The 11,975-nt window shown below is 69.6% G+C and carries 10 protein-coding genes and 1 pseudogene; 5 read left to right on the top strand and 6 right to left on the bottom strand.

The features are described 5' to 3' along the window. Positions 1-16 precede the first annotated feature (16 nt). From EC839_RS17125 to EC839_RS17110, 4 genes are all read left to right on the top strand, one after another. Positions 17-1,480, top strand: a complete 1,464-nt coding sequence (locus tag EC839_RS17125; protein ID WP_007161773.1) for an NAD-dependent succinate-semialdehyde dehydrogenase — start codon at positions 17-19, stop codon at positions 1,478-1,480. Positions 1,481-1,623: 143 nt separating this feature from the next. Next, a complete protein-coding gene (gabT, locus tag EC839_RS17120; RefSeq protein WP_007161774.1) occupies positions 1,624-2,913 on the top strand; it encodes a 4-aminobutyrate--2-oxoglutarate transaminase in 1,290 nt (429 codons plus the stop codon). Between the two features lie 55 nt (positions 2,914-2,968). Next, complete coding sequence (locus tag EC839_RS17115) at positions 2,969-3,658, top strand: hypothetical protein (RefSeq protein WP_007161775.1); 690 nt, start codon at positions 2,969-2,971, stop codon at positions 3,656-3,658. Between the two features lie 29 nt (positions 3,659-3,687). Then, positions 3,688-4,179 carry an Lrp/AsnC family transcriptional regulator gene (locus EC839_RS17110; protein ID WP_007161776.1) on the top strand — a complete coding sequence of 164 codons (492 nt, stop codon included), beginning with the start codon at positions 3,688-3,690 and terminating at the stop codon, positions 4,177-4,179. A gap of 52 nt (positions 4,180-4,231) precedes the next feature. Here the strand turns inward: EC839_RS17110 and EC839_RS17105 are convergent, their stop codons facing one another. Then, positions 4,232-4,945, bottom strand: a complete 714-nt coding sequence (locus tag EC839_RS17105; protein WP_007161777.1) for a cupin domain-containing protein — start codon at positions 4,943-4,945, stop codon at positions 4,232-4,234. A gap of 232 nt (positions 4,946-5,177) precedes the next feature. Between EC839_RS17105 and EC839_RS17100 the strand changes: the two genes are divergently transcribed. Further along, positions 5,178-6,104, top strand: a complete 927-nt coding sequence (locus EC839_RS17100; protein WP_007161778.1) for a glyoxylate/hydroxypyruvate reductase A — start codon at positions 5,178-5,180, stop codon at positions 6,102-6,104. A 15-nt stretch (positions 6,105-6,119) separates the two neighbouring features. On the opposite strand, the gene argE is transcribed toward EC839_RS17100, so the two are convergent. From argE to EC839_RS17075, 5 genes and pseudogenes are all read right to left on the bottom strand, one after another. Next, complete coding sequence (gene argE, locus EC839_RS17095; protein ID WP_007161779.1) at positions 6,120-7,271, bottom strand: acetylornithine deacetylase; 1,152 nt, start codon at positions 7,269-7,271, stop codon at positions 6,120-6,122. Beyond that, the gene (locus EC839_RS17090) at positions 7,268-8,425 is read right to left on the bottom strand and encodes an FAD-binding oxidoreductase (protein ID WP_007161780.1); all 1,158 of its coding nucleotides are present in this window, start codon (positions 8,423-8,425) and stop codon (positions 7,268-7,270) included. The genes argE and EC839_RS17090 overlap by 4 nt, the downstream gene beginning before the upstream one ends. Further along, positions 8,422-9,843, bottom strand: a complete 1,422-nt coding sequence (locus EC839_RS17085) for an NAD(P)/FAD-dependent oxidoreductase (protein ID WP_007161781.1) — start codon at positions 9,841-9,843, stop codon at positions 8,422-8,424. The genes EC839_RS17090 and EC839_RS17085 overlap by 4 nt, the downstream gene beginning before the upstream one ends. Continuing rightward, positions 9,828-10,133, bottom strand: a complete 306-nt coding sequence (locus EC839_RS17080) for a (2Fe-2S)-binding protein (protein ID WP_007161782.1) — start codon at positions 10,131-10,133, stop codon at positions 9,828-9,830. The genes EC839_RS17085 and EC839_RS17080 overlap by 16 nt, the downstream gene beginning before the upstream one ends. Continuing rightward, positions 10,130-11,974: pseudogene (locus tag EC839_RS17075) on the bottom strand (ABC transporter ATP-binding protein). Before EC839_RS17075 ends, EC839_RS17080 begins: the two are co-directional and overlap by 4 nt. Position 11,975: the final 1 nt, after the last annotated feature.

The raw sequence follows: 11,975 nt of genomic DNA, 5'->3' as shown, positions 1-11,975 counted from the left end.
CACTGGGAGCGCCACCATGCCGCTGCACCTCGATCTGCGGGATCCCCGCCTGTTCAAAGCCTCCGCCTATGTCGACGGCCACTGGATCGCCGCCGACAACGGCGCCACCTTTGCCGTGGACAACCCCGCCACTGGCGAGACCCTCGCCCAGGTCGCCGCCCTGGAGGCGGTGGAAACCGCCCGCGCCATCGCCGCGGCGGAGGCCGCCTGGCCGGCCTGGCGCGAGCGTCCGGCCGCCGAGCGCGCGGCCCTGCTGGAGCGCTGGCACGCGCTGATGCTGGAGCACCAGGACGACCTGGCCCTGCTGATGACCCTGGAACAGGGCAAGCCCCTGGCCGAGGCGCGTGGCGAGATCACCTATGGCGCCAGCTTCGTCAAATGGTTTGCCGAGGAAGCTCGGCGCAGCTTTGGCGACATCCTGCCCGCACCGGCCCGGGATCGCCGGGTGCTGGTGCTGCGGCAACCGGTGGGGGTCGCCGCCGCCATCACCCCGTGGAATTTCCCCAACGCCATGATCACCCGCAAGGCCGCCCCGGCGCTCGCCGCCGGCTGCCCGGTGGTGATCAAGCCCTCTGATCTCACCCCGCTGTCGGCCCTGGCGCTGGCCGAACTGGCCGATCGCGCCGGCTTTCCGCCCGGCGTATTCAACGTGGTCACCGGGATGCCCGTCGGCATCGGCGGTGAGCTGACCGGCAATCCGGCGGTGCGCAAGCTGTCCTTTACCGGCTCCACGCGCATCGGTCAGCTGCTGCTGGCGCAGTGCGCGGCCACGGTGAAGCGCACCAGCATGGAACTGGGCGGCAATGCGCCCTTCATCGTCTTCGACGACGCCGACCTGGACCTCGCCATCGCCGGGGTGCTGCAGAGCAAATTCCGCAACGCCGGCCAGACCTGCGTCTGCGCCAATCGCATCCTGGTGCAGGACGGCATCCACGACCGTTTCGCCGAGCGCCTGGCTGCCGAGGTGGCCAAGTTCAAGGTGGGCAACGGCCTGGAGGCCGGCGTGACCCTCGGTCCGCTGATCAATCGCCTGGCGGTGGACAAGGTCGCGCGTCACGTCGACGACGCCCTGACCCAGGGCGCCAAGGCGCTGTTCGGCGGCTTGCCCAGCGGCCGCGACCAGTTCGTCGCCCCCACGGTGCTCACCGGCGCCACGGCGGACATGCTGCTGGCCCGCGAGGAGACCTTCGGCCCGGTGGCGCCGCTGTTCCGCTTCCGCGACGAAGCCGAGGCGCTGACGCTGGCCAATGCCACGCCCTATGGCCTGGGCGCCTACTACTACACCCAGGACCTGCGCCGCGCCTGGCGCGTCGGCGAGCAGCTGGAATTCGGCATGGTGGCCCTCAACACCGGCACCCTGTCGATGGAGGTCGCGCCCTTTGGTGGCGTCAAGCAATCCGGCCTGGGCCGCGAAGGCTCGCACCTGGGGCTGGATGAGTACCTGGAAGTGAAGGCCTGGCACCTCGGCGGCCTCGACTGATACCCCTGGGCGGCAGGCAACCGAAAATGCCGCCGCCCCCAAGCAAAACAGCCGATCACGATGCCGCGGCCGGCAACTTCAGCGTTACCGACCCTGCGGCCTGCGTAGGCTGGAACTCTCGCCCCTGCCTGGAGTATCGCTGCATGAATTCCGCTGCCAAAGCCACCGACCGCCTGCTGGGTCTTCGCGAACAAGGCGTCCCCCGCGGCATCATCACCGCCCATCCCGTCGTGGTGGCCCGCGCCCAGGGCAGCGAAGTCTGGGACGTGGACGGTCGCCGTTACCTCGACTTCGTCGGCGGCATCGGCGTACTCAACGTCGGTCACAACCACCCGCGGGTGGTGGAGGCCGTGCGTCGCCAGGTCGGGGAGATCTCCCACGCCAGCTTCCAGGTAATGGCCTACGAGCCCTACCTGGAGCTGGCCAATTGTCTCAACGCCCTCATCGGCAACGGCGAAGCCTACAAGACGCTGCTGCTGACCTCCGGCGCCGAAGCCGTGGAAAATGCCATCAAGATCGCCCGCGCCCACACCAAAAGGCCCGGGGTGATCGCCTTCCGCGGCGGATTCCACGGCCGCACCCTGCTGGGCGTGACCCTGACCGGCTTCGCCCAGCCCTACAAGCAGAACTTCGGCCCCTTCCCCGGTGACATCTACCACGCGCCCTACCCCGATGCCTTCCGCGGGGTGGATAGCCAGCAGGCCCTGGCCGGCTTGCGCGAGGTCTTCGCCACCCAGGTCGCGCCCGATCAGGTGGCCGCGATTCTGATCGAACCCGTGCAGGGCGACGGCGGCTTCCGCCCGGCGCCGGTGGAATTTCTCCAGGCGCTACGCGCCCTCTGCGACCAGCACGGCATCGTGCTGATCGCCGACGAGATCCAGACCGGCTTCGGCCGCACCGGCAGCCTGTTTGCCTTCCAGCAGACCGGCGTCCAGCCCGACCTGGTGACGGTGGCCAAGAGCCTGGCCGGGGGCCTGCCGCTCTCCGGGGTGGTCGGGCGCGCCGCCATCATGGACGCACCCCTGCCCGGCGGCCTCGGCGGCACCTATGGCGGCAACGCCCTGGCCTGCGCCGCGGCCCTGGCGGTGCTGGACGTGTTCGAGGAAGAGGACCTGGTCGCCCGTGGCGTCGCCCTCGGCGAGCAGCTGCGCGGCGGTCTGCTCGAGCTGCAGCGGCGGCATCCACGCATCGGCGAGGTGCGCGGCCGCGGCTTCATGCTGGCGGTGGAGATGGTCGGCGCCGATGGCCACAGTCCGGACGCCGCCCTCGCCCAGCAGGTCATCGACGGCGCCCGCCAGGCGGGCCTGCTGGTGATCAAGTGCGGTGTCGAACGCAACGTCATCCGCTTCCTGGCACCGCTGGTGACCACCGAGGCACAACTGGCCGAAGCCTTGCACATGTTCGGCCAAGCCCTCGCCCAGGCCGGTGCCTGAGGTCGAACGTAACGCCGCCTGACATCGACAGAGCGGCGCCAAGGGGAAACCGACCATGAGAATCACGCGTTACCAGGCCATAGGCTTTTCCTGCTACGGCACCCTCGTCGACCGCGAAGGGGGCATCCTCGAAGCCCTGCGCCCCCTTGTGGCGCAGGCGGGCCTCGGCACCCATCCCGACTGGCTGCTCGGCAGCTATCACCGGCTCGCCCGCGAGTTGCGCCAGGCCACGCCCAACGCCAGTCAGACCAGCCTGCACCTGCGCATCCACCAGCAGCTGGCGCAAGAGTTGCAGCAGGAAGCCGACCTGGATGCCAGCGTGGCCTTTGGAAACGCCACGTCGTGCTGGCCGGTGTTCGAGGATGCGCCGGGCGCGCTGCAGTACCTGAGCAAGTTCTATCGATTGGTGTTGCTGGCCTCGCCCGATGACGGCGACGCGGCAGCGGTCACGGCGCGGCTGCCCGAGGTGTTCGCCGCCGTGATCCCCAACCGCGGCGGCGATCTGCGCCTGGCGCTGGACAACACCCTGGAAGAACTGGGCCTGGCGCGCGGGGATCTGCTACCGGTAAGAGGCAGCGAACCGGACGACCCCTGGAACCCCCTGGTGGATTTTCCGCTGTGTACCTTGCGCCGTGATCGCTCGCGGCCCTGGAACCTTTCACGGCAGGCCCTGGATGGCACGCGGTGCGAGTACGCGAGTCTCGCCGATCTGGTGCATGCGCATCAGACCGCCCTGCGTGCCTAGCCTGACGTTCACGACTGCGAGGAACGACGATGGACGCCGCAACAAAACTGGACCGCATCGACATCAACATCCTGGTGCAACTGCAAAAGGATGGCCGGATGACCAATGTCAGTCTCGCCGAAGCCGTGGGCCTCTCCCCCAGCCCCTGCCTGCAGCGCGTCAAACGCCTGGAGGCGGCCGGCTACATCAGCGGCTACGAAGCCCACGTCAACCTCGCCAAGATCGCCAACTCGGTGACGGTCTTTACCGAGGTCACCCTTTCCGACCACAAGCGCGCCGACTTCGTGAAGTTCGAGTCCTTCATCCGCGGGGTCGACGAGATCCTCGAATGCCACCTCATCAGCGGCGGCTACGACTACCTGCTGCGCTTCATGTGCAGCAGCATCGGCCACTACCAGGAGCTGATGGAATCCATCCTCGACCGCAACGTCGGTATCGAGAAGTACTTCAGCTACATCGTCATCAAGTCGCCGGTGGTCAAGAACGCCCTGCCGTTGCGCAGCCTGATCAAGGCCGGCTGACCCCCCTCGCCGCAACGCTCCGCCAGCATCCCGCTGCCGGAGCGCCCTCTTCTCAGCGCAGGATGCAATACAGCTTGCGCACCCGCTCCCGGCTGTCCCAGGCCATGGCCGTTTCCGCCGGTACCAGCACCGCCTCGCCCGCATGGACCGTGCAGGGCGCTTCGCCCTCGACCGCGAGGGTCACAGCGCCGGTATAGAGCAGCATCAGCTCGCAGTGGGGATTGCTCACCGCCTTGCGCGTATAGGCCGTGCACTCCCACATCCCGATCCGCAGGGCCCCGCCACCGCTTTCGAACAGGTCGCAGCCGGTGGCCTCGGGCTCGGGGCTGAGCAGGACGCTGGCCGCCGGCGGCGGCGAGGGTTCGCGCGGCGCCGAGGGATCCAGCAGCACGGGTGCCTGGGGCATCGGGCCTTCGCTGGCCCGGCCGGGAAAGGCCATGAACAGCCGCCGCAATTCGCCACTGTGACGCCAGCGGCAGCTCAAGCCACGCGGCAGGATGAAGGCATCGCCGGCCTTGAGGTGCAGGGCATTCCCCTCCCATTCCAGCTGCAACTCGCCGGCCTCGAGGAGGCTGACTTCCACCCAGGGGTAGTCGTCCAGCCGGCAATCAGCGGAATGGGTGACGGCGCTGCCCATCACATAGCCCAGGCGGCCATCGAGCAGGTGCAATTCGCGGCCGGCGGCCAGGGGGTCATCGTGCAGCGGCTGGAGCGCCCGGGGCAGCTGGCGGTCACCGAGCGGCTGGCAGTAGTGCAGCAAAGGCATGGCGGATCCTCGTGTCGAGCGGCGCGGCAGGGGCGCCGCGGACCCGGCCAGTATCGACGCGCAAGGCACCGGGGTTATGGCGTTTTGGGGCCCAGGCCAGCACAGAAGCTGCCGTTTTTCCCAGATGTGGCGCAGTTTCCACCGCACCACCGATCATGGCGGCGGCAGCGGAGAATTCGGGACAAACTACCGCACGCTTGCGCCATCCTTGAGCTTTGCCGGAGACCTCCCCATGACGCTGCTCTACAAGGCCGATCCCGAACGCGGCCAGGCCTGGCGACGCCTGTTCCAGGAACGCGCGCCCGATATCGCCTTCCGCCAGTGGCCGGACGTGGGCAATCCCGAAGAAGTCCGCTACCTGGCCTGCTGGCAACCGCCGGAAGACCTGGCCAACCGCTTTCCCAACCTGGAGGTGCTGTTCGCCACCTCGGCCGGCGTCGACCAGTTCGACCTGAATCTGTTGCCGCCAGCGCTGCCCGTGGTGCGGATGCTGGATCCCGGCATCGTCGCCGGCATGGTGGAGTACGCCACCCTCATGGTGCTGGCGCTGCATCGCCAGTTGCCGCTCTATCTCGACCAGCAGGCCGCGGGACGCTGGCAGGAACATGCCCTGGTGACGGCGAACAACAGACGCGTCGGCGTGCTGGGTCTCGGCCAGATCGGCCAGGCGGTGCTGGAGCGGCTCGCCACCTTTGGCTTCCAGCTCTCGGGCTGGTCGCGCTCGGCTCATGAGCTGCCGGGGGTGCGCTGCCATGCCGGCGCCGAGCAGCTGCCGGCGTTCCTGGCCGATTGCGAAATCCTCATCTGCCTGCTGCCGCTGACCGGGGAGACTCGCGGTATCCTCGACGCCCGCCTGTTCGCCGCCCTGCCCCGCGGCGCCAGCCTGATCAACCTCGGTCGTGGCGCCCAGCTGGTGGAAGCCGACCTGCTGGCGGCGCTGGACAGCGGTCAGCTGAGCCAGGCGGTGCTGGACGTGGTGGAGCCGGAACCGCCCGCAGCCGACCACCCCTTCTGGCAGCATCCGCGGATCTGGCTGACGCCCCACGTGGGCGCCATGACGGTGCCGGAAACGGCGTTCACCGTGCTGCTGGACAATATCCGCCGCCACCAGCGCGGTGAGCCCCTGCGGGGTCTGGTGGATCGCCAGCGGGGCTACTGAACAGACCGGGTGGCCTCAACCCAGGGCCACCCGCAAGCGTCCCAGCAAGGCGTCACAGGCATCGAGCTGGCTCAGTTCGACATATTCGTCCGGCTTGTGCGCCTGCTCGATGCTGCCGGGGCCGCAGACCACCACCGGGGTGTCCAGCCGGCTGGCGAAGAGGCCGCCCTCGGTGCCGAAGGCCACCTTGAGCTGGGCGGTGCCCGGCTCGACCAGGGTCTGCAGGAAGCGCACGGCTTCGACGCTGGGATGGGTATCCAGGCCCGGATAGGCGTTGACCGTCTCGATCTCGATGGCGGCCTTGGCCGAGGTCTGCCGTGCTTCCCGGACCAGGCTGTCCGCCGTTTCCTGCAGCGCGGCGACCAGGCTGGCAGGATCGTCCGCCGGCAGGTGGCGTATCTCGAAGTCCAGGGTGCAGAGGTTGGGCACGATATTCAGCGCCTTGCCACCGTCGATCCGCCCGACATGCAGGGTGGTGTAGGGGATGTCGTAGGCCGCGTCGTGGGCGCCCGCTTCCGCCAGGCGCCGCTGGCTGGCGCGCAGGGCGCCGACCAGGTCGCTGGCCAGGTGGATGGCGTTGACGTGCAGCGGCGCCAAGGAGGAATGGCCCTCCTGGCCATGGCAGTGGGCGCGCAGCGCGGCCTTGCCCTTGTGGCCGAGAGCGACCTGCAGGTCCGTGGGTTCGCCGACGATGCAGAGGAAGGGTCGCACCGGCGCCAGTTCCAGTACGTCCAGCAGGCGGCGCACCCCGACGCAGCCGATCTCTTCGTCGTGGGACAGGGCCAGTTGCAACGGGCGTTTCAACGGTGCGCCGCGGGCGGCGGCCAGCAGGGCCACCACGGCGCAGGCGACGAAGCCCTTCATGTCGCAGGCGCCGCGGCCATAGATCCGGCCGTCCTTGAGGGTCCCTTCGAACGGCGGCAGGGTCCAGGCCTGGCCGGCCACGGGCACCACGTCGGTATGCCCGGAGAGCAGCACGCCGGGCACATCGCTCGGGCCGACGCTGGCGAAAAGATTGGCCTTGCGCCCGCTCTCGTCGAGCACCAGGCGGCAGGCGATGCCGGCGGCTTCCAGCAGCCCCTGCACATGCTGGATCAGCGCCAGGTTGGAGTCGGCGGAAATGGTGGGAAAGCCGATCAGGGTGCGCAGCAGATCCTGGCTGTTCATCCGGCGAGGCTCTCGCTGCGGGGTTGCGCGAAGCGGCCGATGTCGAAGGCCGCCAGCGGCGTCTCGGTACGACCGGTGGCGATCAGTTCGGCCATGGTGTCGCCCACGCCCGGGCCGAGCTGGAAGCCGGCGCCACAGAAGCCGAAGGCGTAGTAGAGACCCTCCACCTGGCTGCTCGGGCCCATGATCGGCAGGTCGTCGGCGATATAGCCTTCCACCCCGCTCCAGGTGCGGATCACGTTGACCCTGGCCAGGGCCGGTGCCAGACGCCGCAGTTGGGTGAGCTGATTGAGCAGGCCATGGGGCTCGGCGCGGGCCAGACGGGTGTCCAGATCCGGGCGGGTGCGGAAGCAACCGCCGAAGATGACGTTGCCGCGCGGGATCTGGCGGAAATAGATGGTCTCGCTCACCAGCGGCGAAGAGACGCCCACCGCTTCCTTGAAGGCATAGGGCAAGGGCTCGGTGACGCCCATCTGGGGTCCGTGGGTCTCGATGGGCACCGGCTCGCCGAACTGGCTCGACAACCGACTGCCCCAGGCCCCGGCAGTGATCAGCAGCCGCGGCGCCCGATAGCGGCGGCCATCGGCGGCCTGCACCAGGAAATCGCCATCCGGCTTGGTGACCTGGGTGATCTCCACCCCTTCCTGCAGGTTGACGCCCCCGCGCACCGCGGCGCGGGCAAAAGCCGGCGCGGCCAGGCGCGGATTGGCGTGGCCATCGTGGGGCGCATAGGAGCCGGCCACCACCTCGGGGCCCAGGTAGGGAAACTTCTCGTGCAGGGCCGCGCCTTCGAGCACCTGCAGATCGAGGGCGGCGGTCTCCGGCGCCCGGGCATACTCGTGCAGCATGGCGATGCGACCGGGATCGTAGACCACCCGCAGGTGGCCGCCGGGGATGAATTCCAGGTCATCGCCGATCAACTCGGGCAGGCGACCCCAGAGGCCGCGGGAACGGTTGGACAGCGCCACCTGGGTCAGGTAGCGGCCCTGGCGGCGGACGTTGCCGAAATTGGTGCCGCTGGCGAAGCGCCCGACCTGGTCGCGCTCCAGCAGGAGCACCGACAGGCCGCGACGGCGCAGGAAGAAGGCACTGGCGCTGCCCATGATGCCGGCGCCGACGACGATGACGTCCGCGCGGTTGGCGGTCTGGTTCATGACGAAAGCTCCTCTTCGCTGGTGACGATGCCCAGCGGCAATGGCCGGACCGGTGCCTGGCCGCGCAGGCGGCCAACGGCCTCCACCGGCACCCCGGATTCGGCGGCGATGATCTCGGCGCCGGCCTGGGCGCAATAGCGACCCTGGCAGCGACCCATGCCGACGCGGCTGAAGGCCTTGGCCCGATTGGCTTCCTGGGCGCCCTTCTCGCGTACCACGGCGCGCAATTCTCCGGCGGTGATGCCCTCGCAGCGGCAGACCACGGCGGTATCCGGCAGGCTGGCCATCTGTCTCGCGGGCCAGGGAAAGGCCTCGGCCAGGCCCAGGCGAAAGCGCTCCTGGACCGCTATAGCCTCGCGGCAGCGCTCGGCGAGGCCGGCGGGCGGGGTGCGACCGAGATCGCTCAGAACCGCGCAGGCGGCCAGTTGCCCGGCCAGCTCCGCCCCGTCGGCGCCCCGTACCCGGGCGCCATCGCCGGCGGCATAGACGCCCGGCGTGGAGGTGCGGCCGTCGGCATCCAGTTGCAGCACCCACTGGCCAGTGGCGCGCTCGAATTCGAAGGCGCAGCGGGCGAGATCGCCCAGCTGGGTCTCGGGGCGCAGGTGATAACCCAGGCCCACGGCGTCGCCCGCCACCTCCTGGCGCAGGCCACGCGCATCGGCGAAGGCTACGCCGCGCACGCCCTGTTCGGCATCGCCGAGAATTTCCAGCGGGGTAACGCCAAAGTGCAGCGGCACCCCGGCGCGCTTGAGCGAGGCCATGAGTTGCACGCCCTTCCAGGCCACGCCGGGGCGGGCCAGCAACTTGGGCGTGGCCTGGGCGCGCAGGCGCAGCGGCGCGGTATCGAGGACCGCGGCCACCGTGGCGCCGGCCTGCTGGTATTGGGCGGCGACCAGGTAGAGCAAGGGGCCGCTGCCCAGAAAGATCACCCGCCGGCCAATGGACACCGCCTGGGCCTTGAGGGCGATCTGGGCGCCACCGAGGGTATAGGTGCCGGCCAGGTTCCAGCCCGGCACCGGCAGCAGGCGGTCACCGGCCCCGGTGCAGAGCACCAGGGCATCGAAGTCCAGGGTGCGCTGGCGCTGGCGATTGCCCTGCACCGTGTAGAGGGTGCGCTCGTGCAGGTGCCAGGCCAGGGTGTCGGGCCGGTAGTCGAGGCGTCCGCGCAAGCCGTCGAAGGTGCGGTGCAGGCTTTCGGCCTTGCCTGCCTCGCTGCCGTAGAGGGTGGCATAGGGACGCTGAAAGCCCTCGGGCTGGCGGCGATAGATCTGGCCGCCGTCACGGCGATTCTCGTCGATCACCACCGGGGTGAGACCGGCGGCCAGCAGGGTTTCCGCGCAGCGCACGCCGGCCGGACCGGCCCCGACGATGACCACCCGCGGCGGGTTGCCGCCCGCCTTCGCTAGGCTCGATTCCATACCGCCTCCGGTTGCGTGGTGAGGATCTGCAGGCCTTCGCGGACCTCGGTGCCGCAGGCGCGCAGGCGCTCGCCCGCGGCGGTCCAGACCCAGCAATCCTGGCAGGCGCCCATCAGGCAGAAGCCGGCGCGGCGCTCGTCGCCGAATTCGGACCGGCGCAGTGCCGGACCGTTGGCCAGCAAGGCGACCATGAGGGTGTCGCCGGCCAGCGCCGTGACCGGCAGGCCGTCGACGCTGAGGCTGACCTGCGGCCGGCCGGTCTCGCCGAGTCGCTGAAAACGGGAAGTCATGCGCGAACTCCTTGGGTGTGCAGCAGGGCGCCACCCTGCAGGCGCTGCAGGGTCTCGCCATCATGATGACAGAGGATGCGGTTGCCCCCGGCGAGGGTCTGGGGCCTGGGCGGCACCCGGTCGCAACGGCCTTCGAGCCGTACCGGGCAGCGCTGCAGGAAGCTGCAGAGCCGACCGCTGGCGGGCGGCGACGAAACCAGGGGGACCGCCGTGCGGATGGGTTGCTCTTCCAGCCAGCCCTGGCGCAGCGCCGGTACCGAGGCGGTGAGCAACTCGGTGTAGGGATGCAGCGGCGGATGTTGCAGCGTGGTCGGGGTGCCCAGCTCCACCGGCTGGCCGGCATAGAGCACCAGCACCTCGTCGCAGAGACTGCGCACCGTGGAGATGTCGTGGCTGATGAACAGATAGGCCAGCCCCAGCTCGCGGCGCAATTCGGCAAGCAGATCGAGGATGGCGGCGCCGACCACGGTATCCAGCGCCGAGGTGACTTCGTCGCAGAGGATCAGCTCGGGTTCGGCGGCCAGCGCCCGGGCCAGGTTGACCCGCTGCTTCTGGCCACCGGACAACTCGCCCGGACGCCGGCTGGCGAGGCTGGCCGGCAGTTGTACCCGGTCGAGCAACTCGCGGACCTTGCGCTGGCGGGTGGCCTTGTCGAAGGCGTGATAGGTCTCCAGCGGGCGCATGAGGATGCGCTCCACGCTGTGGGCCGGATTGAGCGCCGTGTCGGCATTCTGGTAGACCAGTTGCACCCGGCGGAACTGCTCGCGGGTGCGGCCGTCCAGACCGGGCGGCAGTAATTCGCCACCCAGGCGCACGCTGCCCTGGGCCGGCGGCAGCAGGCCGGCGATCACCCGCGCCAGGGTCGACTTGCCCGACCCAGATTCGCCGATCACGCCCAGGGCCTGGCCGGCGCCGATGCGCAGGTCGATGCCTTCCAGTACCCGATAGCGCGGCAGGCCATCGGCGCCGATGGGGCCATAGCCGGCCACCAGGTCCTTGACCTCCAGCACTGGCGCTGCGGTCTCCACGGTGGGCAGGCCACGCTCCGCCAGGGGCTCCGGCTGGGCCGCGGCCAGCAGACTGCGGGTATAGGGATGGCGGGCATTGGCCAGCAGGCGCTCGGTGCGGCGATTCTCATAGACCTCGCCGCCGTTGAGCACCAGGATGCGATCGGCCATCTGGGCCACCACGGCCAGGTCGTGGGAGACATAGATGGCGGTCACGCCCCGCTCGCGCACCACCTGCTTGAAGACGCGCAGCACCTCGATCTGGGTGGTGACGTCCAGCGCCGTGGTGGGTTCGTCGAGGATCACCAAGGTCGGATCGGTGATCAGCGCCATGGCCGCCATCAGTCGCTGCAACTGTCCGCCCGAGACCTGGTGCGGATAGCGCTGGCCGATGTGCTCGGGATCCGGCAGCGCCAGCTCCTTGAACAGCTACAGCGCCCGCGCCTCGGCTTCCCGGCGCGTCAGCACGCCATGGATCAGCGCGCTCTCGATGATCTGCTCCATCAGCCGCCGCGACGGATTGAAGGCCGCCGCCGCACTCTGGGCGATGTAGGCCACGGTGCGGCCACGCAGCCGGCGCAGGCCCCCGGCGTCCAGCTCCAGCACCTGGGTGTCGCCGACGCGGATCGAGCCGCCGGCCAGTCGGCAGCCGGCGCGGGCATAGCCGAGCAGCGACAGAGCGATGGTGGTCTTGCCCGAGCCGGATTCACCAATCAGCGCCAGCACCTCGCCCTTGGCCAGGTTGAAGCCGACGTCCTTGACGATGGTGGTTTCGCTGCCGTCGTCGCCCTGGGCGACCACGCGCAGGTCCTTGACCTCTACCAGCAGTTCCATC

This window comes from Pseudomonas sp. JUb52, from assembly GCF_004341115.1.
Taxonomy (GTDB): domain Bacteria; phylum Pseudomonadota; class Gammaproteobacteria; order Pseudomonadales; family Pseudomonadaceae; genus Chryseomonas; species Chryseomonas oryzihabitans.
Note: the sequence above shows the minus strand (reverse complement) of the source record. Positions and strands in the feature narration are given on the sequence as shown.

Bases quoted from the DNA above. Each gene is read 5' to 3' on its own strand.
- EC839_RS17125 (WP_007161773.1), top strand. From the start codon at position 17: ATGCCGCTGCACCTCGATCTGCGGGATCCCCGCCTGTTCAAAGCCTCC.
- gabT (WP_007161774.1), top strand. From the start codon at position 1,624: ATGAATTCCGCTGCCAAAGCCACCGACCGCCTGCTGGGTCTTCGCGAA.
- EC839_RS17115 (WP_007161775.1), top strand. From the start codon at position 2,969: ATGAGAATCACGCGTTACCAGGCCATAGGCTTTTCCTGCTACGGCACC.
- EC839_RS17110 (WP_007161776.1), top strand. From the start codon at position 3,688: ATGGACGCCGCAACAAAACTGGACCGCATCGACATCAACATCCTGGTG.
- EC839_RS17105 (WP_007161777.1), bottom strand. From the start codon at position 4,945: ATGCCTTTGCTGCACTACTGCCAGCCGCTCGGTGACCGCCAGCTGCCC.
- EC839_RS17100 (WP_007161778.1), top strand. From the start codon at position 5,178: ATGACGCTGCTCTACAAGGCCGATCCCGAACGCGGCCAGGCCTGGCGA.
- argE (WP_007161779.1), bottom strand. From the start codon at position 7,271: ATGAACAGCCAGGATCTGCTGCGCACCCTGATCGGCTTTCCCACCATT.
- EC839_RS17090 (WP_007161780.1), bottom strand. From the start codon at position 8,425: ATGAACCAGACCGCCAACCGCGCGGACGTCATCGTCGTCGGCGCCGGC.
- EC839_RS17085 (WP_007161781.1), bottom strand. From the start codon at position 9,843: ATGGAATCGAGCCTAGCGAAGGCGGGCGGCAACCCGCCGCGGGTGGTC.
- EC839_RS17080 (WP_007161782.1), bottom strand. From the start codon at position 10,133: ATGACTTCCCGTTTTCAGCGACTCGGCGAGACCGGCCGGCCGCAGGTC.